The sequence below is a fragment of the Bartonella sp. AP331QHHD genome (assembly GCF_042195905.1).
Lineage (GTDB): Bacteria > Pseudomonadota > Alphaproteobacteria > Rhizobiales > Rhizobiaceae > Bartonella.
Genome location: NZ_JBHIPG010000082.1, coordinates 1 through 24,151 on the forward strand (window position 1 = coordinate 1; position 24,151 = coordinate 24,151).

The 24,151-nt window shown below is 39.3% G+C and carries 27 protein-coding genes, 1 tRNA gene and 2 pseudogenes; 20 read left to right on the forward strand and 10 right to left on the reverse strand.

Annotated elements, in window-relative coordinates; genetic code table 11:
* Nucleotides 1-943 (forward strand): annotated as a pseudogene (locus tag ACFIMS_RS08875) (DUF4815 domain-containing protein); the annotation flags it as partial.
* 13 nt (nucleotides 944-956) lie between these two features.
* The gene (locus ACFIMS_RS08880; RefSeq protein WP_375696672.1) at nucleotides 957-2,348 is read left to right on the forward strand and encodes a Bgr_08870 family protein; all 1,392 of its coding nucleotides are present in this window, start codon (nucleotides 957-959) and stop codon (nucleotides 2,346-2,348) included.
* Nucleotides 2,349-2,684: 336 nt separating this feature from the next.
* Here the strand turns inward: ACFIMS_RS08880 and ACFIMS_RS08885 are convergent, their stop codons facing one another.
* Nucleotides 2,685-2,864, reverse strand: coding sequence for a hypothetical protein (locus ACFIMS_RS08885; RefSeq protein ID WP_375621862.1), 180 nt, complete (start codon nucleotides 2,862-2,864; stop codon nucleotides 2,685-2,687).
* A 119-nt stretch (nucleotides 2,865-2,983) separates the two neighbouring features.
* Here ACFIMS_RS08885 and ACFIMS_RS08890 point away from each other — a divergent pair, with 119 nt between their 5' ends.
* Together ACFIMS_RS08890 and ACFIMS_RS08895 are read left to right on the forward strand one after the other, a co-directional pair.
* Nucleotides 2,984-3,259, forward strand: a complete 276-nt coding sequence (locus tag ACFIMS_RS08890; protein WP_273791641.1) for a type II toxin-antitoxin system RelE/ParE family toxin — start codon at nucleotides 2,984-2,986, stop codon at nucleotides 3,257-3,259.
* A 30-nt stretch (nucleotides 3,260-3,289) separates the two neighbouring features.
* Nucleotides 3,290-3,619 (forward strand): HigA family addiction module antitoxin, encoded by a 330-nt coding sequence (locus tag ACFIMS_RS08895; protein WP_375627782.1) that lies wholly within the window; start codon nucleotides 3,290-3,292, stop codon nucleotides 3,617-3,619.
* 47 nt (nucleotides 3,620-3,666) lie between these two features.
* On the opposite strand, the gene ACFIMS_RS08900 is transcribed toward ACFIMS_RS08895, so the two are convergent.
* Both ACFIMS_RS08900 and ACFIMS_RS08905 read right to left on the reverse strand, forming a co-directional pair.
* Nucleotides 3,667-3,945 (reverse strand): hypothetical protein, encoded by a 279-nt coding sequence (locus tag ACFIMS_RS08900; RefSeq protein ID WP_375627783.1) that lies wholly within the window; start codon nucleotides 3,943-3,945, stop codon nucleotides 3,667-3,669.
* Nucleotides 3,942-4,694, reverse strand: coding sequence for an antA/AntB antirepressor family protein (locus ACFIMS_RS08905; protein ID WP_375654143.1), 753 nt, complete (start codon nucleotides 4,692-4,694; stop codon nucleotides 3,942-3,944). The genes ACFIMS_RS08900 and ACFIMS_RS08905 overlap by 4 nt, the downstream gene beginning before the upstream one ends.
* A 384-nt stretch (nucleotides 4,695-5,078) precedes the next feature.
* On the opposite strand from ACFIMS_RS08905, the gene ACFIMS_RS08910 reads away from it, so the two are divergent.
* From ACFIMS_RS08910 to ACFIMS_RS08945, 8 genes and pseudogenes are all read left to right on the forward strand, one after another.
* On the forward strand, nucleotides 5,079-6,290 hold the full coding sequence (locus ACFIMS_RS08910) for a phage tail sheath subtilisin-like domain-containing protein (RefSeq protein WP_375696673.1): 1,212 nt from the start codon (nucleotides 5,079-5,081) through the stop codon (nucleotides 6,288-6,290).
* Nucleotides 6,290-6,796 (forward strand): phage major tail tube protein, encoded by a 507-nt coding sequence (locus tag ACFIMS_RS08915; protein ID WP_375689351.1) that lies wholly within the window; start codon nucleotides 6,290-6,292, stop codon nucleotides 6,794-6,796. The genes ACFIMS_RS08910 and ACFIMS_RS08915 overlap by 1 nt, the downstream gene beginning before the upstream one ends.
* A 1-nt stretch (nucleotide 6,797) precedes the next feature.
* Nucleotides 6,798-7,085 carry a phage tail assembly protein gene (locus tag ACFIMS_RS08920; protein ID WP_375612344.1) on the forward strand — a complete coding sequence of 96 codons (288 nt, stop codon included), beginning with the start codon at nucleotides 6,798-6,800 and terminating at the stop codon, nucleotides 7,083-7,085.
* 41 nt (nucleotides 7,086-7,126) lie between these two features.
* A complete protein-coding gene (locus ACFIMS_RS08925) occupies nucleotides 7,127-7,195 on the forward strand; it encodes a hypothetical protein (RefSeq protein WP_375638239.1) in 69 nt (22 codons plus the stop codon).
* Nucleotides 7,192-9,325, forward strand: a pseudogene (locus ACFIMS_RS08930) (phage tail tape measure protein). Before ACFIMS_RS08925 ends, ACFIMS_RS08930 begins: the two are co-directional and overlap by 4 nt.
* Nucleotides 9,326-9,330: 5 nt before the next feature.
* Nucleotides 9,331-9,711, forward strand: a complete 381-nt coding sequence (locus ACFIMS_RS08935; protein WP_375630019.1) for a phage tail protein — start codon at nucleotides 9,331-9,333, stop codon at nucleotides 9,709-9,711.
* Entirely contained in the window at nucleotides 9,708-9,932 is a 225-nt protein-coding gene (locus ACFIMS_RS08940) for a tail protein X (RefSeq protein ID WP_375641093.1), read from the forward strand. Before ACFIMS_RS08935 ends, ACFIMS_RS08940 begins: the two co-directional genes overlap by 4 nt.
* On the forward strand, nucleotides 9,929-11,236 hold the full coding sequence (locus ACFIMS_RS08945) for a late control protein (RefSeq protein WP_375696674.1): 1,308 nt from the start codon (nucleotides 9,929-9,931) through the stop codon (nucleotides 11,234-11,236). The genes ACFIMS_RS08940 and ACFIMS_RS08945 overlap by 4 nt, the downstream gene beginning before the upstream one ends.
* A gap of 92 nt (nucleotides 11,237-11,328) precedes the next feature.
* Here the strand turns inward: ACFIMS_RS08945 and ACFIMS_RS08950 are convergent, their stop codons facing one another.
* A complete protein-coding gene (locus ACFIMS_RS08950) occupies nucleotides 11,329-11,640 on the reverse strand; it encodes a DNA-binding protein (protein WP_208439803.1) in 312 nt (103 codons plus the stop codon).
* 12 nt (nucleotides 11,641-11,652) lie between these two features.
* The gene (locus ACFIMS_RS08955; protein WP_015857128.1) at nucleotides 11,653-11,976 is read right to left on the reverse strand and encodes a type II toxin-antitoxin system RelE/ParE family toxin; all 324 of its coding nucleotides are present in this window, start codon (nucleotides 11,974-11,976) and stop codon (nucleotides 11,653-11,655) included.
* 182 nt (nucleotides 11,977-12,158) lie between these two features.
* Here ACFIMS_RS08955 and ACFIMS_RS08960 point away from each other — a divergent pair, with 182 nt between their 5' ends.
* The 5 genes from ACFIMS_RS08960 (at nucleotide 12,159) to ACFIMS_RS08980 (ending at nucleotide 15,725) form a co-directional block, all read left to right on the forward strand.
* Nucleotides 12,159-12,821 (forward strand): lysozyme, encoded by a 663-nt coding sequence (locus ACFIMS_RS08960; protein WP_375696675.1) that lies wholly within the window; start codon nucleotides 12,159-12,161, stop codon nucleotides 12,819-12,821.
* Entirely contained in the window at nucleotides 12,818-13,045 is a 228-nt protein-coding gene (locus tag ACFIMS_RS08965) for a hypothetical protein (RefSeq protein WP_375696676.1), read from the forward strand. Before ACFIMS_RS08960 ends, ACFIMS_RS08965 begins: the two co-directional genes overlap by 4 nt.
* Nucleotides 12,978-13,181, forward strand: a complete 204-nt coding sequence (locus tag ACFIMS_RS08970) for a hypothetical protein (protein ID WP_375696677.1) — start codon at nucleotides 12,978-12,980, stop codon at nucleotides 13,179-13,181. Before ACFIMS_RS08965 ends, ACFIMS_RS08970 begins: the two co-directional genes overlap by 68 nt.
* Nucleotides 13,174-13,386 carry a hypothetical protein gene (locus tag ACFIMS_RS08975; protein ID WP_375696678.1) on the forward strand — a complete coding sequence of 71 codons (213 nt, stop codon included), beginning with the start codon at nucleotides 13,174-13,176 and terminating at the stop codon, nucleotides 13,384-13,386. The genes ACFIMS_RS08970 and ACFIMS_RS08975 overlap by 8 nt, the downstream gene beginning before the upstream one ends.
* Before the next feature lie 266 nt (nucleotides 13,387-13,652).
* Nucleotides 13,653-15,725, forward strand: coding sequence for a hypothetical protein (locus ACFIMS_RS08980; protein ID WP_375696679.1), 2,073 nt, complete (start codon nucleotides 13,653-13,655; stop codon nucleotides 15,723-15,725).
* Nucleotides 15,726-15,780: 55 nt separating this feature from the next.
* On the opposite strand, the gene ACFIMS_RS08985 is transcribed toward ACFIMS_RS08980, so the two are convergent.
* The 5 genes from ACFIMS_RS08985 to folE form a co-directional block, all read right to left on the reverse strand.
* Nucleotides 15,781-16,929 (reverse strand): tyrosine-type recombinase/integrase, encoded by a 1,149-nt coding sequence (locus tag ACFIMS_RS08985; protein WP_375696680.1) that lies wholly within the window; start codon nucleotides 16,927-16,929, stop codon nucleotides 15,781-15,783.
* A gap of 639 nt (nucleotides 16,930-17,568) precedes the next feature.
* Nucleotides 17,569-18,075 carry a hypothetical protein gene (locus ACFIMS_RS08990; protein WP_015856440.1) on the reverse strand — a complete coding sequence of 169 codons (507 nt, stop codon included), beginning with the start codon at nucleotides 18,073-18,075 and terminating at the stop codon, nucleotides 17,569-17,571.
* A 137-nt stretch (nucleotides 18,076-18,212) separates the two neighbouring features.
* Nucleotides 18,213-19,385, reverse strand: a complete 1,173-nt coding sequence (locus ACFIMS_RS08995; protein ID WP_375613054.1) for an alpha/beta hydrolase — start codon at nucleotides 19,383-19,385, stop codon at nucleotides 18,213-18,215.
* Nucleotides 19,386-19,578: 193 nt separating this feature from the next.
* Nucleotides 19,579-19,663 (reverse strand) — tRNA-Leu (locus ACFIMS_RS09000).
* Between the two features lie 137 nt (nucleotides 19,664-19,800).
* Nucleotides 19,801-20,412: a GTP cyclohydrolase I FolE gene (folE, locus tag ACFIMS_RS09005; RefSeq protein WP_375613055.1), complete on the reverse strand. Its 612-nt coding sequence runs from the start codon at nucleotides 20,410-20,412 to the stop codon at nucleotides 19,801-19,803.
* 125 nt (nucleotides 20,413-20,537) lie between these two features.
* Here folE and ACFIMS_RS09010 point away from each other — a divergent pair, with 125 nt between their 5' ends.
* The 3 genes from ACFIMS_RS09010 to thrS all read left to right on the forward strand — a co-directional run bounded on the left by ACFIMS_RS09010 (nucleotide 20,538) and on the right by thrS (nucleotide 23,405).
* Complete coding sequence (locus ACFIMS_RS09010) at nucleotides 20,538-20,966, forward strand: iron-sulfur cluster assembly scaffold protein (RefSeq protein ID WP_375611578.1); 429 nt, start codon at nucleotides 20,538-20,540, stop codon at nucleotides 20,964-20,966.
* Nucleotides 20,967-21,317: a membrane protein insertion efficiency factor YidD gene (gene yidD / locus ACFIMS_RS09015; RefSeq protein ID WP_375607118.1), complete on the forward strand. Its 351-nt coding sequence runs from the start codon at nucleotides 20,967-20,969 to the stop codon at nucleotides 21,315-21,317.
* 111 nt (nucleotides 21,318-21,428) lie between these two features.
* A complete protein-coding gene (gene thrS, locus ACFIMS_RS09020; RefSeq protein ID WP_375681232.1) occupies nucleotides 21,429-23,405 on the forward strand; it encodes a threonine--tRNA ligase in 1,977 nt (658 codons plus the stop codon).
* Nucleotides 23,406-24,151 lie beyond the last annotated feature (746 nt).

Genomic DNA, 24,151 nt, shown 5'->3' on the forward strand with positions numbered 1-24,151 from the left:
CAAAATCGGTAATGAGAACCATGATTTGGTGATTGATTTGGTCACTACAGAAAACGGCTATCCTACCGCCGATATTCAAGCGCAAAGCTTTTATTCTATGAAGGGCGCAAAGCTAGGTTGGGCAGAGGCACGCTATGATGTACCACTCCTTGTGATGGATGACCGCTTAACGGCTTTTGTCATTAAAACCGATGATGCTGATCATTCTGTCTCACTAGCAAAGCTTGGGGATTTTGATGCAGAACACCAGAGATATGTCTCAAGTCACCCTTACGTGACCGGTCCACGCTTTTCTTCTGTTAACGCACAAAGTTGGACAGCTCATCAAGATGAGGCTTTAGCCTTTCGGGTGCTCGCTGCCCGCTATAGGCAAACAGAAAAGATTGTCGATTTAGGCACTTTTGATCTTGTGGACTGCTCTGATTTACAAATACGCGCAGCCATTGAGTTGCCTTCAAGCGATTGTTCTGTCATCTTTGAAATTGAAAGAAACAACGGCACGCTTTATCAACTCCTTCCCTTTCAATTGCTCAGTCTTACTGAATATATCAGTGAAAAGATCAAGCTTCGCGCTATTCTTAAAGGAACAGAGAAACTCTCACCGGTGTTATTTGCGCCTGTTCAATTGATTGCGGGAAAGATCCATAAGGAAGCGACCTATGTCACGCGTGCTTTTACCTTTGGGGAAAAGGCAAGGTTAACGAGCTATATCAAAACCTTTTTACCGGGTGGTGCAACCTTCACTTGCGAGATGCAGCTGGATGATGGTGGTTTCACCCCTTTGAAACTTGACGAAACAGAACAACTCGCTGAACCACTTTGGACAGAACGAAAATTTGTGAGCAGTGACAAAACAGCCAAACAAGCGCGCTTGAAACTCACGCTTACCGGTGGACCAGCAGCGCGGTCCATGGTGAGTGATTTTGGCGCTGGCATATTATAATGGGAAAACAGAGATGACCAAAACCAAAAAACTCGACATGGAATTGCCTAAAGAGGGGCGTTTTATCAGTTCTGAATTCCCAATCTTGCGGGAAAACTTGACCAAAATTGATCAAGCTCTTTTGGCTGTTGAGGAAAAGGTAGACGAAAAGGCACCTTTACACCACACGCATACGATCAACGAAATCGCAGATCTAGAAAGCGCTCTCAATGGCAAAATGGCAGCGGATAAAACCTTCACTTTTGCCGATTTAAGCGATATCGAAGGCGCAAAAGATGCCGCAAATAATTATGTTCTCTATAAATCAAGCAATAATAACTTCACCTTTGGCAGTGCTGTCTCACTATTAGGCGCGCATCAACATAAAACCGAAGATATTGTGGGGCTTGACGATTTTAGAGCCAAGATTAATCAAGATCTCACAAGCTATGGTCGCTTAGCCAGCCCAAATGAATGGCAAAGTTATAATAAATTTACCAGTAAAGTCACCATGGGTGACGACTTGGAGATCTTGGGTAATGTATCATCTGACTTCTTCGGTCTTCCAAAAAGGAAAGTGGTTACCCGTTTAAGCACAAGTGGAAGTACGCTTAAAGGACCGCTTAAAGTTGATGATGATCTTGTTTATACCAAATCACAAGTGGATGCAGCCATCTTGGCACAGATAAAGAGTCTTAAAAAAGATTTGACCGATAAAATCACGAATTGGCCGGCTCTTGCTGATGCTGAATTGCTCTATACACAGGATGGAAAAATTCAATGGCCCGATTGGGTAACGGATAACACAAAAGTCGAAATCCAAGCATGGGGTGGCGGCGGCAGTGGTGGGGGTGGTTATTCTTATTACTTAGGAGGCGGTGGCGGCGGTGGCGGTTGTACGGTATGGTATGGTTATAAAGCGAGTTTAAAGGGTCATGAGAATATCACAATTGGTAAAGGAGGAGATTCTGTTTCTGGATGGAATGTAAAAGGTAGGTTTGGAGGAACAACAACCGTTGGCAAAAATTTTATTACGGCGACAGGAGGACATGGTGGTGGGGGTACTTACTCTTCTAGCACTCACACGGGATTTGGTAAAGATAATACTTCCTTCTATTCAGGCGATGGCGGTGCTGGAGGAACAGGTGGAAACTTTGGTTTAGCAACGGATGAACATCCAGGAATTGCCAAAGGCGGAAATGGTTATGCTGGAACGAATGGAATTACGAGTAAAACAAGCGGTAATGGAGGCGATGCTGGAGGTGATACATCACGTGGTGGCTCTGGAGGAGTCGGCAAAGGTTCCTATAGTTCGGGAAAAGCAGGGCGTGGTTTTGGTGGTGGTGGTGCTGGTGCTCATGCCGATTCTTCTTCAAGTGGCGCTGGAGCTGATGGCGCTGTCCTTATAAGATTGTGGAAAGAATGAATGGTTTATGCAGGTATAAAAAACAATGATAGTTTCTAAACGGACACTTATTGTCTGATGGCTTATAAACTGTATAGTTTCTTCTTATAAAGTCCCCTTTAAAGCCCTTTTTTACTGACAGTGTCAGGCTTATGAGAGAGTGTAGATGATTGTTATGGTCTCTTCATTAATTTGGAGAGCAAAATGACAATAGAATTTAAACTTCGTATTCACTTTATTAAGAATGGCAAGGGATCTAAGTTTTTAGCAATATTTGATCAGACAGCCGTTGGTATGTTTGTAAAATCCTTGATGTTAACGTGCAAATTTATCCCCTCCATGCACCTATTCTTCTCTTTACGCATGAGGTGGAGAAACAGGATAGTGTTCTGTTTCATAAGCTTCAATTAACAAAACAAGAGTTTTCATTCTATCAAATTCTGGAGTATTAACTTCTGGCTGCTTATCAAACATTGCAGACACAATTTCTAAAGCTTCTTGGTACTCCCTCTCAGCACGAATTGGTTTGATATTCATTTCTTAAATTCTTGTAGTTCCACAGTGTTGGCATCAATCATATTAAGTTGTAACATTTTTGTTGACAATTGTCACTTAATACATTACATCTTACTTAAAATAAAGTTGTTGAGTTTGCTATGATCAAAACATTTAAAAATAAAGACCTCCAATCTCTCTGGGAAACAGGAAAAAGTAAGATTGATAGCAGGCTTCAACAGCGTATTATTCGCCGTCTTGATGCCCTTGACGCTGCTTCTCAAGTTAGTGATATCAATGTACCAGGTTATAATTTTCATATGCTTAAAGGCTTTACTCCAACTCGCTACACAATTCATATCAATGGTCCTTGGTGTATCACTTTTGAATTTAAAGACAGACACGTTTACCATGTTGATCTAGAGCAATACCACTGAAGGTTTTAAGATTTGTAAAGGAAACTATCCATGACCACACGTAATCCTAATCGTTGTCCTTCTCATCCAGGAGAAATTTTAGCTGAATCCTTAGAACATTTAAATGCAAGCAAAACCGAAATTGCTAGGATTCTTCAAATATCACGCCAGCACTTGCACGGTATCCTTAAAGGAGAACGTCCAGTCACAGCCGTAACAGCGGCTCGCATTGGTAAATTGTTAGGAAATGGACCAGCCCTTTGGCTACAGCTTCAAGCCAATTATGATACATGGCATGCCTTGAGGGACATTGATGTCTCTTCTATTCCAACACTAACAGCTAGCGAAATGAATACGCAAATGGAACATAGCCATTCGTAACCTTCTCCCCGCCCTTAAAGACGAGGAGATAAGTCATGTTTTTGAACTTAAGCAACCTTTTTAATAGGGTTCTCGAAATCTGGTTCATAAGCGCGCAATAAAGGATCCATGCTATGCGGCAGTTCTGAATCACCAAAATCTGTTAGAACTATTAAGATTTTAAGTATACTTGGCATCTCATCTTGAAGTTTTAAAATTAAAGCTTTTTCTATGACACTCATAGTATCAACCAGAGCTGTACAATCTTTATCATTCATATTTTCATGTCTAGAAAATTGAGATAATGCCAACCACAAATCGCATAAGAAATTGGTATCTATCTTCATTGCACACCTCCATGGATTTGCTCTCTTAAACATGCCAATCCTCTGGAGGTGATTTTCGTTGAAGGGAGCACCTTTTCTGTACCATCTGGTCTTTGAATGGTGATAGCAGGGCAGTCCATAAAGCCTTTCTTGATTTTATCCTGATAAGGTAACAGAGGCGCCCCCGGAGCACGTCGATAGACCCAATCATGTTTACGCAAGTAATCCGTTAAATCTTTTGGTCGTACTTCTAACATCTTCGCGGCTTCGATAAGACCAAACAGACCATCAGAGCGTTTTAAGCCTTCTAAAGCTTCTGCTTTAGGCTTGAGTGTACTCACCTCATTTCTTAAGTCTTCTAATTGATTGATACTCTCTAAAAGGAGCTGTTTAATCGTAAGAGGATTTTCCAATGCATTGGCAAGATCTATTCGTGGTGTTGCTACTTGTTTTGCACGTTTTTCACATTCTATAAAATATAAACGAGCTTCTCTACCTTTCTTATTGTTCTCCACCATAGAAAGTTCTTTGGCTACACTTAAAGTGAGAGCATAATCTTTAGAGGGACGACCACCTTGGAGGTTTTTCCCAAAATTGGGAAAAACTATATAATCTCTGTTTTCGACAAAATCATATTTGTTGATGCGTTCAGTAATCCAGTCTGCAAACTTTTTACCTACTCCTAAAAACGCATGTAGATCACGTGCATTTACTGTCTGAATCGCATCGCCATCAATGACTTGTTCTGTAATTTCTATAAGAGTGTTCATGTGAACTCCTAGTTGTTAGATGTTTTTCATTGACACTCTAAAGAGAGTGCCGGGCGCTGAAAAACACGGCAACTAGCCCGTCGTTATGCCTTTCCCATAAAGGGTATTGTATAGCGTAACCACACCCGACAATGCCATTATATGCGTGTAACATACAATGAGTCAAAACTTTTAGTTGGCGGAGAAGAGATTGTTTCGGCAATCCATCCGCTAGTTGCTTTAAGGTGTTTTTCAAGCACCTGATTCGAAAATACACATTGCATAAATAATGTCAAGCTATTTTCGATAATTTTTTATCATCATGCCGGTCTAACAAATACAGCAATCACCCCCCTCATTTTTTTCCCATTCATTTCATTAGCCAACCATTTAAAGGAGTATAAAATGGCAACAGGTTTTCTACACGGTGTTGAAGTCGTTGAAGTTGACGACGGCACCCGACCCCTTCGCGCGGTACAATCGGCAGTTATCGGGATCGTTGGCACAGCACCCGATGCCGATGAACAAGCCTTCCCTCTCAACACACCCGTTTTGGTAGCAGGCTCTCTTTCACAAGCTGCAAAACTGGATAAAACGGGGAAGCGTCAAGGGACCTTACCCAATGCCCTTGATCTTATTTTCAAGCAAGTGGGGGCTATTGTCGTTGTCGTACGCGTGAACGAGGGTGACAACGAAAATGCGACTCTCACCAATATTCTAGGGGGTGTAAACGCAAATGGCGCTTATGAAGGTGTTCATGCTTTGATTGGAGCACAATCCATTGTAGGACAAACACCACGCATTCTGATTGCGCCAGGCTTTACACATCAACGCCCTTCCAGTGTGAATATTGAAGAGAATGGAACTGATGCAACTGCCAACCCCGTCGCAGCAGAACTCATTGGCATTGCAGAGCGTCTGCGTGCTATTGTGGTGCTTGATGCACCAAACACGACAGATGAAGCAGCCCTTAGCACAGCAAAGGATTTTGATTCAAAACGCGCCATTATCATTGACCCTTTTGTAAAGGTGAATCGTGATGGAAAAATCATAGAACAGCCAGCAAGTACAGCGGTTGCAGGTGTCATTGCTAAAACTGATTTTACACACGGTTTTTGGCATTCTCCTTCCAATAAAGTGATCAATGGCATTGTTGGTATTGCACGCCCCATTGATTTTTCCATTGGTGATCGATCAAGCCGCGCTAACCTTCTTAACGAACAAAACATCACAACAATTATCCGCGAAAATGGTTATCGTCTTTGGGGTAATCGCACCCTTTCAAGTGATACAAAGTTTGCTTTCTTATCCGTGGTACGCACCGCAGATATGATCAATGATGCCATTTTGCGCGGACATCTATGGGCTGTCGACCGCAATATCAAAAAAACCTACATGCATGACGTAAGCGAAAGCGTTAATGCCTATTTGCGTGATTTGAAAGCACAAGGCGCCATTCTTGGTGGGCGCTGTACGCCTGATCTAGAGCTTAATACAGCAAGCGCTATTGAAAGCGGTAGAGTCTATTTCAATGTCGAATTCACCCCCACAACACCCGCAGAACATATCACGTTCCGTTCACGCATTGTGAATGATTACTTAGAGGAGATCTTTTAATGACCGTACCTGTTTTACCAAGAGTTTTGAAATATTTTAACATTTTTGTCGACGGCATTCCCTATCAGGCAAAATGTGAAAGTGTCACCCTACCGAATTTGAGTTTGGTTGTTGAAAGTTATCGCGGCGGTGGCATGGATAGCTCCATTGAAGTTGACCTTGGTCTTGAAACCCTCACGCTTAGCATGACCATTTCTGATTGCTCTCCAGAGTTGATGGCACTCTTAGGGCGCACCGATGTCAACATTTCATTACGAAGTTCAATGCAAGCGCAAGGCACACCAGCAGAAGGTGTTGTCATTACCATGAGAGGACTATGCAAAGGCTTTGAAATGGCAGAATGGCAACCGGGCAGCAAAGCAACATCCACAACTACCTTCACATTGCAGTATTTCAAATATGTCCAGAAGGACGTTGAAATCGTTGAGATAGATGTCCTCAACTTGGTGAGAAAATTCAATGGCGTCAATCAACTCGCAGACCATAGAGAAAATATAGGATTATAAAATGACCGTACAAACAAGCATTACACATAAATTATTGATACCTGTTACTTTTGAAGGAAAAGAGCACACCGAAATTACTTTACAGCGCCCCAAAACAAAAGATGTGCAAGCAATCGACAAAAAAGAAGGCATAGAGCAAACAATCGCTATGATCGCACGTCTTTCTGGATGGGCACATGAAGCGGTTGGAGAACTCGATATTAATGACTTGTCGAGCATTGGAGAGATTTTGGAGTCTTTTATCAAGCGGCGGGATACCTCGACTGGGAAACCGCCGCTAAACTCATAGCCGATATTACCATTGTGTTCCATTGGTCCCTTTCAAAGATGATGGAAATGGAACCGCAAGAACTCATATTCTGGCGAAATCAAGCAGCAGAAAGGTATAAGATAAAATGAGTGAAAAAGTTGCTGATGCAAAGGTAAAATTGTCTCTTGAAGACAAACTCACCGCACCTCTCAAACATCTTCAAAAAAAATTCGATACATTGTCAAAAACACTCTCACATAGTTTGGGTATTCCGCGCTTTTCTGCTGCTGTCAAAAACATGACAAAAAGCCTTCATGGCGTTCAAAGTGCTCTTAGCACAGCGGCAAGTCGTGCTTCAGTCTTTACCGGTGTCTTAGGGCTTGCTGGTGGTGGTCTTGTGGCAAGTGTAGCCGCCCTCACCATGAAAACCATGCATCTGGGCGATAGTCTTTATCACGCATCACACCATTTAGGTATGAGTGTTGCATCACTTCAATTATGGGGTGATGCAGCTGATAATTCAGGATACTCTGCCGAACTTTTTCAACAATCCTTAGCGGTTTTAAATAGGCGTTCAGCACAAGCATATGCCGGACAAAAAAGAGGCATGATGGGCTTTGAAGCACTTGGCATTTCTGTCAAAAACACTTCTGGAAAACTCAAATCCACTTCTGTCTTGTTAGAAGAAATTACCGACAAGATGAGTAAGATGAAAAGCCAAGCACAAAGACAGCATATTGCCGCTCTGCTGTTTGGGGGCGATGGTAAAGAAATGGCGACCATGCTTGCACAAGGCATGGCACCCATTAAAGAGCTGTTTGCAAAGGCGCGAAAAGGAAAATGGCTGATAGGTGCCGATGTTGCACGCTATGCAGCAGATTTAAGTGACAAGCTTGGTGCTTTTAAGAAAAAAATAGGCGGTATCGCGAGCTTTATTGGCGCGCGTTTCATGCCCGTGATTAATGATATGATTGACGGTTTTTCAAAGTTGATTGATGAAAACCGCGACCTCATTCAAACAACTGTTGCGAGCTGGGCAAAAACCTTAAAAAAAGTCCTTAATGATTTGCTTAATCCTACCTCTGATTTAAGAAAAGGCATCAGTGATCTCACAGAGAGGATTAAAGGCTGGTTCCAATGGCTAGAACCTCTGATTGGTGAAATAACCCTTTTCAAGGTGGGGCTTGTAGCTCTTGGTTCATTCATTTTTGGTCCACTCATTGCCGCATTAGCAGCAGCGGGAGCAGCGTTTGTCACCCTTGGCTATACTATAATGACGACGCCCATAGGATGGCTCATTGGCGGCATCGCAGCTCTTGTTTTACTCTACAAATATTGGGACAAACTCAATGGTTGGGTGGCTGCATCCTTAGCCGCAGTTGGAGCAGTTCTTACTGGGGCATTCATTGCGGCAATAGCACCTGCTGCTTCTGCTGTTGCCAGTTTTGCCTTAACTCTTGTAGGTACACTGATTTCGGCAATAACTGCCGTTAGTTCCGCTTTTATATCGCTTGGTGTTGCTATCATGACCACACCTATTGGCTGGATTATTGGCGGCATTGCAGCTCTTGTTGCTGCCGGATATCTGCTCTACAAACATTGGGATACAGTCATAAGCTTTATAAGCAAGCTATGGGATTCTTTTTACAGCTTATGTAGTAATGTTTTCAATAACCTCTTGACGTTCTTTAAAAACTTTTCACCACTGACTTGGATTTCGAAAAAAATCAATGAACTCATTGAATGGCTGTTTGGTGTCGATTTAATGGAAATAGGCTCCAATCTTATTAATGGGCTTTGGGAGGGCATCAAAAGCAAATGGGATGATCTGTATAACGGTTTTGGCAATATGATGAAGAAATTAACCAGTTGGATGCCTAATTGGGTGAAAGAAAAGTTAGGGTTTAATGTTTCAATAGACAAGACTTCAACGCAGACCATTAAAACCTTTACCGAAGAAACCAATGCACGTGCAAAAAAAAATGGTTGATACAGTAGTGGTTACAAATACCCCACCTGAAAAACGCAAGAGTGGTTTTAATACAAGTGTCGTTGAAACAGGACAAATGCAGGCAACAAATAAAGTAGGTGCTTTTAAAGCTCCAAAGCCAATTACGGTTCATAAGCCCGTTGAAGTAGACGCCCGTGTAACCATTACAAATCTCAATATTTCCGTCCCCAATGGTCTCAAGGACGAAATCAGAGACGCTGTCAATCAAGCACTTGAACGCTATGCAAAACAGCAACGTTTAGCCATAGCCTCTAGCCTTTCGGATTAAATACCATGATGTTAGCTTTGGGTGGTTTTATTTTTTCGATTGAAACAGCTGCTTATCAAACACTTGATATGTCTTATGGGGTTCCATGGGTAGAGCAAGGACGATTGGGGCGCAAAGCAGCTCTTCAATTGCCTGCCGTTGCAAATGCGGAATTTTCTTTAACTGGTGTGATTTATCCAGATTTCAAAGGTGGTCATAGACAGCTCGAATATTTACGGCAAATGGCACATGAAGGACCTCACATTCTTGTGACTGGTCAAGGCAAAATCTTAGGTAAGTTTGTCATTCTTTCTGTAGAGGAAAAACAAAGCATTTTTCATCATAATGGCATCCCCAAAAAACAAGAATTTACAATAAAGTTGAGAGAATATGGTGAAGACCTATGAGTGATCTTTATATGACCAAAGATGGTGATATGGTTGATGCCATTTGCTGGAGATACTATGCAAAGGGTCAACAAGCCCTTGCTGTTGAACGCGTCTATGCAGCGAATTTGGGGCTTGCAGACTATGGACCCATTTTAAAAGCAGGCATCACGATACTCTTACCAACCCTCCCCTATCCGAAAGCCACACCAGTAATCAGAATTTGGGGTAGCAAATCATGAAACCTTTTTGCACGGTTCTGGCAAATGGAGAGGACATCACAAGAATGCTGATGGACTATGTTTTGTCGATTGAAATTACCGATGAAGCAGAAAACAAAAGTGACCGTATCACTATAGAGCTTGATGACCGCGCACGTGACAGTGATAACGGCTTTCTTGATATTCCTCTTATCGGAACAATCATTTCTGTCACACTTGGCTATGAAGGGGGCAAAAACCGCGATATGGGATCCTATCTGATAGACGAAATCTCTGTAAGCAGCCCACCACAAAGCTTAAGCGTGACAGGGCGCGCCGCATCAATGAACACGTCTTACAGAACCCCAAAAAGCCAATCCTATCACCAGCAAACCCTTGGCAGTATTGTTCAAGAGATAGCACAGCGTAATGGCTATACACCAAAAGTTGACCCTGCTCTTGCTAAAATTGTTGTGCGTCACATTGATCAAACAGCTGAAAGCGATATGGCTTTTGCCGCACGCCTTGCAGGAGGATATGATGCGGTAGCAAAACCCGTTGATGGCAAACTTGTGCTCGCCAAACGGGGTGAAGGCAAAGCCATCACTGGTGAAACACTCCCCGTTGTTATTATCCATGAAAAACATTGTACCTCTTGGGATTTTAAATACAGCGCACGGGATGAAGCAGGTGCCGCCAATGGATTAAAGACAGATGCAGGAGATGATCAAAAAGCCGCCGCTGATGCACGAGAACCAGAGGAAATTGAGGAAGGCGAAGATGTGATCCATATGGATGAAAGTGACGCCCCCAATTTGCCTAAAGAAGAGACGGAAGCCAAAACATCTGAAAATCAAGAGCAAGAAGAAGAGAAAAAAGGCGGTGTTATCGCAAGCTATCATGATATCCGCACTGGTGAAAAAAAGGAAGTCAAGGTTGGTAAAGAGCCTTTTCATGAACTCAAATACACCTACCACAATCAATCAGAAGCTGTTGCGGCCATTGCTGTTTATCGCAACAAATCATCTCGTGGCAAATCTTCTTTCTCATGTGATATTGGTGGTGATCCGTTTGTGCAAGCAGAAGCAAAGCTTGTTCAAGAGCCCCCTTTCCGCCCCTATATTCCAGCAGAATGGCGCATCAAGAGCGTTAAGCACAAACTTGATAAAACGGGTGGTTACACCACAAAAATAGAGTGCGAACTTTTTGATAAAGCGCAAGAAGATGCGGCTGAAAACGTTGCAAACACAACACCAGACAAGGATGATACCATTGATCCAAACGCCCCACCAAACGCATGTGACGAAGGCGAAGGCGTCATCCATATGGATGAAGAGGATACATGATAGGTTATAAACTAGATGTAGAGCCCCTCATTAAAAATGATTGCTTAAATACCTCCCTTCCCCATCTTTAAAGGTGGGGAGTGGAACTAAAGTTACACGTGTGGAACTGGTCGTTCAAGAGGCTGTACAGCCAAACGAAACCCCATGGTACGCAGTAAAGCATTCAAGCTGCGGAACTCTGGATTACCTTTTTCTGAAAGTGTACGGTAAAGTTGTGTTGGGTTCAAGTTGGCTGCTTTAGCTACAGCTTGAACACCACCATAAGCTTTGGCCATTTGGCGTAGAGTTACAAGCAGCTCACCCTGATCACCATCTGCTAGGATTGCATCAAGGGTAGCTGCTGCCAACTCAGGATCATCACGGAATATTTCTGCCATTGCATCATCATGGTTACGGTCTTTCATTTTTGCACTCCTTTAATCTTCACGGTTTTGCCAATCACGCCAGCAAGCACATGCACGAGTGATATCAGTCTCTTGTGTTTTTTTGCTGCCACCGCATAATAGCAACAATACGGTCTTTCCAGATTGGACATAATAAACTCGGTAGCCAGGACCAACATTAATACGCAATTCATGAACACCCTCACGAAGCGGCTTGAAATCGCCAAAGTTTCCCTGCTCTAAACGATTAAGGCGGCGAATAATTGCAGTTTTAGCCTGCATGTCACGGAGCTTTCGCAGCCAATCAGCTATCAAGTCTTTGCCATCAGAAGTAAGGTAGTGACGTATTTCAAACATGATGTATATTCGTTTATAAACGAATATTTGTCAAGAAAGAAATTAAAAGTTGAGAAAAAATCTTCTTTTATTCCAATGAAAAAGTGACATGAAGCTTAACCAAGCTATCTTTCCGAATGAAAAAGATGTCAATTTTTTAATCCAGCTCTGCTTTTTGCGGAGCTTTTTTTATGGAGAAGCATATGCGAAAAATATCATCAGAAGGGCTAGCACTTATCAAACAATGGGAAGGCTTGCGTTTAAACGCCTACAAAGATACCATTGGTGTGTGGACAATAGGTTATGGACATACAAACAATGCTGGAAAGCCTTTTGTTTATGAAGGCATGACCATCACGGAAAAGCAAGCAGAAGAACTTCTTTGCCAAGACTTAAGACAATTTGAAAATGTCGTTGAACGCGCTGTTACAGTTTCATTAACAGATGAACAATTCGCGGCGTTAGTGTCCTTTTGCTATAATGTAGGAACAGGAGCCTTTTGTAACTCGACACTGTTAAAAAAGCTCAATCAAGGTGAATATGAAGCTGTCCCTGCAGAGCTACAGAAATGGACCAAAGCAGGCGGAAAGCGTCTTGAAGGTCTCGCACACCGGCGTGCAGCAGAAGCAGGCTTGTGGGCGAAAGGTGCTTTTGTTTCCTCTAACTACCAAACCGTAGAAACACAAGCACCAACGGGATTTTTAAAAGCTGAAGCTCTTGCACCAGTTATTGGGTCTTTTTCAGGGCTTGGTGGTTTATTGGCAGGAAATGGTCCAGTCCAATGGGCGCTCGCCACTATCATGGTTTTAGCTGCATGTGCTGGCATTTTCTTTGTTGCTAAACGTTTTCAGGAACACCGCCTATGATCTTATGGATGAAAAGAAATCTGCTGTTAACAGGCGCGGCTTTAGCCGCTTTTTTTATGGCTTTGGCAAAAGCTTTTACCCTTGGAAAAAAGGCAGAACAGCAAAAGCAAACAGAAAAAACCTTAAAGACAGCAACAACACGGCTGGAGGTGGAAAATGAAGTTAATCAGAAAAGTGATACTGATGTGCGTGCTGCTCTCTCTCGTTGGTTGCGCGACAAATAAGTATGTCTCTTGTGTTGGTTGGTTGCCAATTTATTTAGAGAGGCAAGATGTCAACGTCATCAGTTCCAATTTAGCAAGAGAAATCTTAAAGCATAACAAGCAGGGTGAACGTATGTGTGGGTGGAAACATGGCTAGAAAAAGAACACAAGACGATATAGAACTTACAGAAGGAGAAAAAGAAATACTTCAAGAAATCATCATGACCTACAAAAGTATAAAAGTGATGTCACGTTATACGAAATGGATTGTACTCATTATACTCTTATTAGCCCTTGATTTTTCACGTATTATGGATGCGTTTGTAAGTATTTTTACACAAAAACCAAATATCCGACTCTAAACATACTCTGAGACGCGCGAAATTCTTTAGAAAATGGTTTCTTAATTTTGCACGTCTCATGGAGGCGATAGAGAATGTCTTTGCACATTTAAAACAGTGGATTTCAAAGAATTAATCTTTGAATTAATTGTTTCATGAATTTAAAGCTTCTAATAAACTGTATTTGATATGAGCAGCTTCGAAATTTTAATCCTTTAAGGATGAAGAGGAAGTCAAATCTTTGTAAAACGACACAATTGATTGTCTTTTATAGATTAGAGTGGATAATGAGAACAAATTTAAGTGGCCGCGTAAGAAATACATCTTTACCAGAAAATCATGCTCTACTGCCTCTTTTTGAAGCAGTTGTAAATTCTATTCATTCCATTGAAGAAATAGGGAATGATTTTTCCTCACGCTACATTATAGTTTCAGTCATAAGATCGAAGCAAGCTTCACTACCACTTGACAAAGATACAGAAAAACTAAACGAGACAGAAATTGTAGGTTTTAAAGTGATCGACAATGGTACAGGCTTTAATGATCATAATTTTCAATCATTTAAAACTTTAGACTCAGATTATAAAAGAGATAAAGGTTGCCATGGTATAGGACGACTTTTATGGCTTAAAGCTTTTGATAATATAAAAATCAGGAGTATTTATGAAACAGATAGAGGATTAAAAGGGCGCACATTTTTATTTGATGCTGCTGCAGGTATAAAAGAATTAGATGAATTTCAAGATAATTGTACGAAGAGAGAAACTATTGTTGAGTTAACAGGTCTAAACCAAAAATATAAAAATCATATTCCTAAAAAACTACAATCTATCGCAAAAGCACTCTTAGAACATTGTCTCTGGTATTTTGCAAGAACTGGTGGTTGCCCTTTCATAACTATTGAAGATGACACAGAAAAGATATTATTAAATGATCTATATGAACAATGCATGCATGGAGCCGTTTTAAATGAAAAAATAAAAATAGAAAATTATAATTTTTCTATTATGCATATTAAATTTAGATCCTTACCTTTAGAAAATCAGGCTTTATGTTTTTGTGCAGGCAATAGAGCTATTACAAAAGAAAAGTTATCTGAGAAAATTCCGGGTATGCAATCAAAACTGCAAGATGATATAGGTGAATTTATCTACTCTTGTTATGTAAGCTCTCTTTTTTTAGATGAAAGAGTACGTTCTGAAAGAATAGGCTTTGATATTGAAGAAAATGTTGAAGATAAACAAGAAGATTTATTTAAAAGAAAAAAAATATCATTTCCGATAATACGACAAGCCATTTATGAAAGCATTCAAAAATATTTAGCTGTAGAATTGAAGCAAAACATTCAAAACAGTAAGGAGATAGTTGAAAAGTTCACACATAAAGTACCACGCTATCGTCCACTCCTAAACTATTTAACAGACAATGACTATATGATTTCACCTAAAATAAATGATAAAAAATTGGAACTACATTTGCATGAATGTCTTGCTAGAGTAGAAAATGAAATTTTAGAAGAAGGTTATAATGTTTTAGCAGTTCAACAAGGAGAAAATACAGATAGTTATGCAGCAAGAATTAATAAATATGTAAATGCTGTATGTGATCTTAAAAAGTCCGATTTGGCAAATTACTTATTCCATAGAAAAACTATCATAGAACTTTTGAAGGAATCTTTAAATTCTCTTTATGACGGTGGTAAAGAATATATTAAAGAAGACGTTATTCATCAACTCATAGTACCCATGAAGTGTGATTCTAATTCTGTAGCTATGGATAATTGTAACTTGTGGTTGATAGACGAAAAATTAGTATTTCATGATTATTTAGCTTCTGATTTATCATTAAAAAAAATGTCTATTACCGGCTCTATGGAAAAGGAAAGACCTGATATATGTAGTTTAGAATTATGTAATAATTCTATTTATTGGAATCCTTTATTAGTATCAGATAGCAAAGAGGGTTTAGAATCTCCTACTTTGGCATCTCTTACTATAGTAGAAATTAAGCGTCCCATGAGAGATGACGCGAAAGCTGGTACCGAAACAGATCCTATTTTGCAGGTCATTACTTATCTAGAAAAAATTCGTGCAGGCAAAGTACTTACCCCAAAAGGGCGTCCAATAAATTTGGATGGAAAAGTTCCCGGTTACTGTTATGTCGTCTGTGATCTAACTCCAAAAATAAAAGAGTGCTGCAAACGTTGGGATTTAACAGAATCAGGCGATCATATGGGATATTTTGGATATCATAAGAGTTATGAGTCCTATATAGAGGTTATTTCGTTTAGTAAGCTCATAGCTGATACTGAGAAAAGACATCAACGTTTCTTTAAAGCTTTAGGGTTGCCATTAAGGTAGAATAACAATAATTATATTTATGCTCTAATGGCCTTAGAATATTTTGTCAAACCACTCACGATATAAAGCTAGCCCACAGCTCTAAAAGAACACGCCGTTGCTCTAAAAAATCCGTTCGCATGTAGGCTTTCGTCACTGAACTCCCAACTGTATGTGCAAGAACAGTTTCGGCAATCTCAAATGGTGTTGACGTTGTCTCTGCTATCCAGTCCCGTAAGCTTGAACGAAAACCATGGGGACGATAGGTTAAGCCGCAAATTGTCATATATTTTGCCATGGTAGCATCAGAAATGGGGTTGCCTCTAAGACCAGAAAAGAGAAAACCATTCTTTTCAAAGGGGAGAGTTTTTTCAATAACTCTCAAAGCTTCATCACTTAGTGGCACGCGAAAGTCTGAAACTTTTCCTACAATACCTTTCATGTTTTCTTTTGGTATCGTCCATATATTTTTGTCAATTTGTTCAAGGCGCAAATAGCGCAATGGATATGATCGTGCTCCTGTCAAAATGAGTAACTTCAGTGCTAAATTTGAAAGGATCTTATCATCCAAGCTTTGATAAAATGCCGGAACCTCTTGCCATGGCATAGCAGGAATATTTGTTGATGTCGCACGTGGTTTTCCTAAAAGCGCGCGTGCTTTCATACAAGCCTGTAGATCAACATCTAAACCAAGAGCCGCAGCATATTTCAAGCAAATATTGATACGGTTAAGCGCTTTTCGCGCTGTGTCTGCTTTTTCATGCCAAAGGGGTGCGAGAACATTGCGGATGATATTGGCTGTTAATTTTTCTATAGGTAATTTGCCTATGTGTGGAATAACGTGCAACTCTAGTGGAGAAAACCAGCGGCCGTTTTTACCTTCATTTTTCAACTCTGCTTTTTTGCTTTCAAAAGCCGCTTTTGCAATTTCTTGGAAGATATTGCTTTGCTGTTTTAAAATAGTCTGTTCTCGAAAGACAATAGGATCATTGCCTTCTTTAAGAATATCACTATAATATCTTGCAAGCTCACGCGCTTCTTTTAAAGAGAGTTTTGTAACAGGACCAAGTCCCATTTCACGGCGCTTATTGTGGTGCGTATAGCGAAAAAACCAAGAGCGTGTATTGTCTTTTCGAACATTCAACCATAGCCCCGCCCCGTCACAATATTTACCCTGCGAGGACGTCTTTACGAATGATGCTGATAACCGATGAATCGCCCTCACTTAACGTCCCCTCTCGTCCACCTTTTCAAGCATTGCTCGTCCACCTTTTTGGGTCCACCTTTTAGACCACCTTTAATTTCTGATTTGAGATTTTTTCTTTAATACTTACTTTTTTTATTGAATCATAAAAAGCTATAGACATCAATACGCCCTTACACATCTTTATATACTTTGAATCTTGTTGCTAAAGCCTGATTCGCTCTCTGGGGGCACCATATGTTTTTTTAATTACGTGTAGCTTATTCATTTTCCGAGTGTTTTTTAATTCAAGAGAAGGTAGAGGTGAACGTGAATTTACAAAACATGTTATTTTTATCAAACTTCTTTTTAATGCTTTAAATTCAGCTAATTTCTACCAAAGTTTAAGTTTCTAATGAATATACTAACAACTTCATAACATTGGTAAAATTATCCGGCGGACTATTATTAAAAGAATCAGAAAGTTTTTTGTAAAATTCTTTCCACAAACATTTTTTTCAATAAAGCCACCTAATTCATCAGCCTTAACTTTAGCAAAGATATAAGGCATGTGTTTCATTTATTAAAGAAAAGAATTTGCTTTAAAAAGGTTATAGCCTTCTATTTAACAGCGTTTTTGCTGTAAAATTCAAATTATCTATCTGCTCAACTAAAGAACTTTTATTGTTTAGCTTTTGTGCTTTTTTCAAAGAGATGTGGGCTTTCAAGAATAAGCTTTTCTCGTGCTTTTTGTAACTGTTTAATGACTTCATCAATCTTTGACGGAGAACAAAAAGATTCTTGGCTATTCAACAAATGCAGCCTCTCCTTTCCCTCATATAAACATTGCATCTGAGATTGAAGTATTCTAACTTCTTGAAAAAAAAGACGTCCTGTTTCCTTAAAACCATTATTAAGTGCAAAAAGTTGATCAGAAATGGATAGCAGAATTTGTTTTAAAAAACGCTCATTTTCTTGGCGTTTACGATATTCTAAAATAAGAGCATGGCTTATCTCATCTAACTGTTTTTTTGTAGAATCAATTTGACGCAATAAATTTGGTTTTTCCCCCATATCACCTTTTCTCACCTTCACAAGCATAGCATGAATGTCTAATAACTTAATTGCGGAATGAGACAAATAATCAACAACTGTAGGCGTATTAACATAGCGTTTCCGTGCAATCATCACAAACTCACCTAATGACTGTTTTTTATATTCATCCCGCTATTTATTTTTCATTTTACAAGACCATTCTAAAGAAAGTGCTAAAAAATATTACCTCCAATACATTATTCGATGGAGCCCCTTCTCTCTTTTCACGATCAACGTGGAATCCGTGGAGAGAGAAAACGTACAGGTGTATAAAGGATAAGATGTGTTGTTTTTTCCAACACACTACTACCATCAGCAAGAAGGGCTTGACTAGGTGACAATTCTGTACCTTGCATAATTGTGGAAGCCAAAGAACCTTCTCGAGAAAGAGCCATCAACGTTGGCGAAGATGCAAAGACATTGTGTGCTCCCCCATCCACATGAGAAAAATCAAGAACAGCTATTCCATTTTTACGCAACATTTCAATATCTGAGCCATCGCCCACACGATGATGTCCACCCGTAAGACGTCCTGAAACCGCAAGAGCTTTATCCGCTCTGGATACTAAAATAGCGGTTGGCTGCGGAAGTTTTTTTATATCATTAAGTTGGCGCTCAAATACATCAACATCAATATCTGGTGCAGCCATTAATAAACTTGTAATACGACGAATAGGCTTATATTTTCCCTGTAACGCTAACGTTCTAAATGCTTCCATTATAACAAAATTGCCCATAGAATGTGCAATAACCGAAATTTGATCAGCATTGGTTTCACTAATAAGTGTTAAAAGCTCTATCAATCCGTCACGGGCAAAATTAGCACTGTCACGATCATAAATATAAAGAGGAACTGATCCGGCCGAAGGCCAAGAATAATGCACAGCGACAACATTTAAAGAATAATCGTGTGTAAACTGTGCTGTACGAAATGTACCATCTGCAAAATTATTATTATACCCATGGATAAAAAGAAAAATTTCTCTTTTTCCTTTTGGCTTTTTTGCTAAAGCAGCATTTAATTGCTGTTTAAACTGTTCTTTATTATCGTATTTTTGCAATGCTACTGCTGCAAAATACTTATCATGCGTAGGTTTATAGGCATTTATTTCAACAACTCCCTTTACATGTTGCTGAGGAATTCCTACGTCAACGCGATTATAATGAACTTTATTTGATCGCTCTGCACCATAAGGTTGAGCGTAATTATTTTGCATCATACGACTTGTTGCAACATACACTGGAACGATGGCTTTTGGAGAAACTGGTTTCCCTTCAACTTCCCTTTCTACGGCAGTCATAGAAGGTGTTGCATGCACCCCATGCCAAAGTACAGCACGTGAATCACTACACGCTGATAATAAAGAAATACAAATAAGAAGTGTTAAATATCTCAGAATCATTATACTTCTCACTGCAACTTCACCCCACCTTATAAAAATATAACATTTCAAATGTATAGATAAAGTAATAAAAAACGAAACATTATTGGCAACACACCAACAAATAACATACAAAAAAGATTTTTCTATAATGCCTATAAATCCCCTCTCTCTAACATAACTTCATCTCATTATGGAGAGACTCACTGCGAACTGGTGCGGTCGAGAAGACTCGAACTTCCACGGGTTGCCCCACAGCGACCTCAACGCTGCGCGTCTACCAATTCCGCCACGACCGCACGTGGAAAGAAAAAATCTTGGTTTTTAGCCTTTAACAAATCATAAAGAAAGGTACAAGCCAATTTTCTTTTTCTCATAATTTATTTTATCCGGATGCTTTATAACTTAATAAAGATTACGAGAAATATGGGCTTTACTATGACCTTTGAACCATCATCATAAAATGTGCTTGTGCCGCTTGATCTTTTTCATAATAACCATGAAAGTTTTTTGTAATTGTTGTAGAGCCCTGTTTTTGGATTCCTCTCATAGCCATACACATGTGCTCAGCCTCAATCAATACTGCTACACCATGAGGCTTCAGATACGTTTTTAACGCGTGAGCCACTTGCGCTGTCATAGCTTCTTGAGTTTGTAAACGACGAGAAAAAATATCTACAACACGTACAATTTTTGAAAGACCAACAATTTTTGCATTAGGAAGATATGCTATATGTGCTTTCCCAATAATTGGGATCATGTGATGCTCACAGTGTGAATAAAAAGGTATATTCTTTACGATTACGGCTTCATTGTATCCTGAAACCTCTTCAAAAACTGTACCTAAGGTTTCTTTAACCGATTGACTATAACCATTAAAAAGCTCGCGATATGCCTTGGCTATACGTTTTGGAGTATCTAAAAGCCCTTCTCTATTTGGATTTTCCCCTATCCATAAGAGTAATGTACGAATCGCTTCTTCCACCTTTTCAATACTCGGACGCTTTTTTTCAGATAAATTTGCGTCTTCTTTAACAACATTACGCATTCAAAAACTCCAAGCTTACTCTATACAAAGCATTTGCTCCATACCTATCTCATTTTGTATAATCTCTATATAAGCGAATTAAAAGTTTAAACAATCACGACTTTCAAAATTTCAGGCAATAGCGCATGATTGATACTATCTATAATGATAAAATACTTAAATATGCTGCACATATAGGCAAAATTGGGCGTCTTAATAATCCTGATGCAACATCAAGAAAACATGCACACCTTTGTGGTTCGACAATCACTGTAGATTTAAAAGTGGAAAATAGTATTATTACCGATTTTGCTCACGAAATACATGCATGTGTGCTAGGGCAAGCTTCAGCTTCACTTTTAGCATCTCATATCATCGGACAAACAACTCAAGATCTTAAAATATTGCGTGAAGTTATCTACCAAATGCTAACGCAAAATGGTCCTTCTCCTCAAGCTCCATTTGAGGATTTTTCTTGCTTACAGCCCATTAAAGACTATAAAGTGCGCCATGCAGCAACACTACTACCCTTTGATGCAACGATAGACTGCATTCAAAAAATTGAAGAAAAATAAATGTTCAAATCACAATCTAGACAAAAAAAGTTGACTCGGAATTACACAGGCACTTGGCAAAAAACACCCGGACGATTATTGGGTATTTTCTTAATACGGTTCTATCAAATAACACTTTCGAGCCTTATAGGCAATCAATGTCGCCATGCCCCGACTTGTTCAGAATATACATATGAAGCGATTGCACGCCATGGGCTTTGGGCTGGTGCATGGATGGGACTCTTTCGTATCATGCGTTGTGGGCCCTTTGGAACAGATGGCTTTGATCCAGTCCCTCCATCGCTTGGAAATTCTTGCTGTTTTTATAAACCTTGGCGTTACTGGAAAATTTCTGACAAACACAACAAATAATCCTTTTCTTTTTTCACATGTATTGATAAAAAATTAGTCTATAAGCTTTTTACTCAATTTTCACGAAACCATCCGCAATCGTTAGCGGAATTGGATTAAAAGGGTGTTTTTATGTCTTGCTCTATTTCTCTTTTTTTTCCCGATGGTTCAAAACGTAATTACCCCGCCGAAATGACCGGCTTGGAATTAGCAGAATCTATTTCTAAATCACTTGCAAAAAAAGCAGTCGCCTATAGTCTTGATAGTATCACGCGAGACTTATCGGATCCATTGGGACAATCTGGTCAAGTAGAGATTATTACCCGAGAAGATTCACGCGCTCTTGAGCTCATAAGGCATGATTGCGCCCATGTCCTTGCTGAAGCAGTGCAAGAGCTCTTTCCTGAAACGCAAGTAACAATAGGTCCTGTCATTGAGAACGGATTCTATTATGATTTTGCACGCCAACAACCTTTCACATTAGATGATCTCACCGTCATTGAAAAGAAAATGCGTGAAATTATCCAACGCAATAAACCTTTTAGAAAAGAAATTTGGTCTCGTGAAAAAGCAAGAAAAGTTTTTTCTGATAAAAAGGAATTTTATAAAGTTGAACTTATTGATAGCATTCCTGAAAATCAAGATTTAAAAATCTATTATCAAGGGGAGTGGTTTGATCTTTGTCGCGGACCGCACATGCAATCTACAGGGCAAATTGGGAATGCTTTCAAATTAATGAAAGTTGCAGGAGCTTATTGGCGTGGCGATGCCAATAATCCAATGCTCACGAGAATTTATGGAACAGCATTTGCAAATGAAAATGACTTAAAAGCCTACCTCCATATGCTAGAAGAAGCTGAAAAACGTGATCATCGCCGCTTGGGACGTGAAATGGACTTATTTCACTTTCAAGAAGAAGGGCCAGGAATGATTTTTTGGCACAAAAAAGGTTGGAAAATGTTCCAAAATTTGATCAGCTATATGCGTAGACGCCTTGATGATCATCAATATGCTGAAGTTAATGCACCACAAGTTCTCGATAGGTCACTCTGGGAAATATCTGGCCATTGGGGTTGGTATAAGGAGAATATGTTCAAAGTAATTTCAGCAGAAGAAGATTCAGATCATGGGAATGTTTATGCCCTTAAACCAATGAACTGCCCTGGTCATGTGCAAATTTTTAAACATGGTTTAAAATCTTATCGTGATTTGCCTATTAGACTTGCTGAATTTGGACTTGTTCATCGTTATGAGCCTTCAGGCTCTTTACATGGTCTTATGCGTGTGCGTGGTTTTACACAAGATGATGCGCATATTTTTTGTACTGATGAACAATTAGCCGATGAATGTCTCAGTATTAATGATCTTATTTTATCAACTTATGCCGATTTTGGTTTTAAAGAAATTAGTCTTAAGCTTTCAACCCGTCCAGAAAAACGAGTTGGATCTGATGCATTATGGGATCATGCAGAAAGTATCATGGAATCTGTCCTTAAAACGATTGAAACAAAATTTGCAGGACAAATCAAAACAAGCATCCTTCCAGGTGAAGGAGCATTTTATGGTCCAAAATTTGAATATACATTAAAGGATGCTATCGGTCGTGAATGGCAATGTGGAACAACACAAATAGACTTTAATCTCCCTGAACGTTTTGGTGCATTCTATATTGATAAAGATTCAGAAAAACGTCAACCTGTTATGATCCACCGTGCTATTTTTGGATCAATGGAGCGTTTTCTTGGTATATTAATTGAAAATTTTGCTGGACATATGCCACTTTGGCTTGCTCCTGAACAAATTGTTGTTGCAACAATTACATCCGAAGCAAATGAATATGCCCAAAAAATAACAGCAAAACTTAAAGCTGTTGGGCTTTCCGCAACAATAGATCTCCGCAATGAAAAAATTAACTATAAAATACGAGAACATTCTTTACAAAAAGTCCCCGTAATTTTGGTATGTGGCAAACGTGAAGCTGAAACAAACAGCGTAAATATGCGCCGCTTAGGAAGTACAAATCAAACCCTTTTATCTGTAGAAGATGTGATTAAACAACTCTCAAATGAAGCAACACCTCCAGATTTGCAACGTGTAATAAATGCATAATATCACGGAAGATGGTAATACGTTAATTTTTTACTATAAATTTTCAGTTTTTGTACAAAATGAAATAATTTGATATTGTAGTGTGTTTTTGTTTCATGCACAATGACCTGTCACCAGAAAGAATAACGTGCTCTTTCTCTACAAGGTGGATTGGTGAAAAAGTTGAATATAAGCTATGAGCTGTTTAAATGCAAAAATCATAGACAATTGAATATTAATAATAACATTAATCTTTTACCTTTATAATGAAAAAATTCTGCTATTATCATGGATAGATCATTACAATAATTATAGAAACATCAAGCAAGAAAACTGAAAACAAGATTATATTTATTAATAAAAAATATGTAAAATTAGCTGAACAATGATATTTCTTATTCGTAAGATAAGCCCTTATAAAAAGGACAAGATATTGATTTATAATGATAATATATCGTTATTCATATTAAATAAGGTTTCGAATATCATAGGCTTCTCTTATTTTTAATATGTTTATGTTGAATCTATCAAAATCATTTGCTTGCACGAAACAAGCGGAATGAGTGCGTGGATAAAAATTATTGAGAAAGGACTTTTAAAATGCCTACAATGAACCGCCTAAAGTGCTAAGAATTGTTGCAGTCATTGAGAACAGGCTATAATTATAATGATGATGCCGACTTGAACCTTCATAAGTATAAAAATAGCGGTACTCAACGAGTTTACCATTAATCATTCACGAGGCATTATGGTAAAATAAGATTAAG

Bases quoted from the DNA above. Each gene is read 5' to 3' on its own strand.
- ACFIMS_RS08970 (WP_375696677.1), top strand. From the start codon at position 12,978: ATGAAGTTAATCAGAAAAGTGATACTGATGTGCGTGCTGCTCTCTCTC.
- ACFIMS_RS08995 (WP_375613054.1), bottom strand. From the start codon at position 19,385: ATGATTCTGAGATATTTAACACTTCTTATTTGTATTTCTTTATTATCA.
- yidD (WP_375607118.1), top strand. From the start codon at position 20,967: ATGTTCAAATCACAATCTAGACAAAAAAAGTTGACTCGGAATTACACA.
- ACFIMS_RS08890 (WP_273791641.1), top strand. From the start codon at position 2,984: ATGATCAAAACATTTAAAAATAAAGACCTCCAATCTCTCTGGGAAACA.
- folE (WP_375613055.1), bottom strand. From the start codon at position 20,412: ATGCGTAATGTTGTTAAAGAAGACGCAAATTTATCTGAAAAAAAGCGT.
- thrS (WP_375681232.1), top strand. From the start codon at position 21,429: ATGTCTTGCTCTATTTCTCTTTTTTTTCCCGATGGTTCAAAACGTAAT.
- ACFIMS_RS08905 (WP_375654143.1), bottom strand. From the start codon at position 4,694: ATGAACACTCTTATAGAAATTACAGAACAAGTCATTGATGGCGATGCG.
- ACFIMS_RS08965 (WP_375696676.1), top strand. From the start codon at position 12,818: ATGATCTTATGGATGAAAAGAAATCTGCTGTTAACAGGCGCGGCTTTA.
- ACFIMS_RS08900 (WP_375627783.1), bottom strand. From the start codon at position 3,945: ATGAAGATAGATACCAATTTCTTATGCGATTTGTGGTTGGCATTATCT.
- ACFIMS_RS08990 (WP_015856440.1), bottom strand. From the start codon at position 18,075: ATGATTGCACGGAAACGCTATGTTAATACGCCTACAGTTGTTGATTAT.
- ACFIMS_RS08885 (WP_375621862.1), bottom strand. From the start codon at position 2,864: ATGAATATCAAACCAATTCGTGCTGAGAGGGAGTACCAAGAAGCTTTA.
- ACFIMS_RS08940 (WP_375641093.1), top strand. From the start codon at position 9,708: ATGAGTGATCTTTATATGACCAAAGATGGTGATATGGTTGATGCCATT.
- ACFIMS_RS08915 (WP_375689351.1), top strand. From the start codon at position 6,290: ATGACCGTACCTGTTTTACCAAGAGTTTTGAAATATTTTAACATTTTT.
- ACFIMS_RS09010 (WP_375611578.1), top strand. From the start codon at position 20,538: ATGATTGATACTATCTATAATGATAAAATACTTAAATATGCTGCACAT.
- ACFIMS_RS08975 (WP_375696678.1), top strand. From the start codon at position 13,174: ATGGCTAGAAAAAGAACACAAGACGATATAGAACTTACAGAAGGAGAA.
- ACFIMS_RS08960 (WP_375696675.1), top strand. From the start codon at position 12,159: ATGCGAAAAATATCATCAGAAGGGCTAGCACTTATCAAACAATGGGAA.
- ACFIMS_RS08880 (WP_375696672.1), top strand. From the start codon at position 957: ATGACCAAAACCAAAAAACTCGACATGGAATTGCCTAAAGAGGGGCGT.
- ACFIMS_RS08935 (WP_375630019.1), top strand. From the start codon at position 9,331: ATGATGTTAGCTTTGGGTGGTTTTATTTTTTCGATTGAAACAGCTGCT.
- ACFIMS_RS08945 (WP_375696674.1), top strand. From the start codon at position 9,929: ATGAAACCTTTTTGCACGGTTCTGGCAAATGGAGAGGACATCACAAGA.
- ACFIMS_RS08955 (WP_015857128.1), bottom strand. From the start codon at position 11,976: ATGTTTGAAATACGTCACTACCTTACTTCTGATGGCAAAGACTTGATA.
- ACFIMS_RS08895 (WP_375627782.1), top strand. From the start codon at position 3,290: ATGACCACACGTAATCCTAATCGTTGTCCTTCTCATCCAGGAGAAATT.
- ACFIMS_RS08910 (WP_375696673.1), top strand. From the start codon at position 5,079: ATGGCAACAGGTTTTCTACACGGTGTTGAAGTCGTTGAAGTTGACGAC.
- ACFIMS_RS08980 (WP_375696679.1), top strand. From the start codon at position 13,653: ATGAGAACAAATTTAAGTGGCCGCGTAAGAAATACATCTTTACCAGAA.
- ACFIMS_RS08950 (WP_208439803.1), bottom strand. From the start codon at position 11,640: ATGAAAGACCGTAACCATGATGATGCAATGGCAGAAATATTCCGTGAT.
- ACFIMS_RS08920 (WP_375612344.1), top strand. From the start codon at position 6,798: ATGACCGTACAAACAAGCATTACACATAAATTATTGATACCTGTTACT.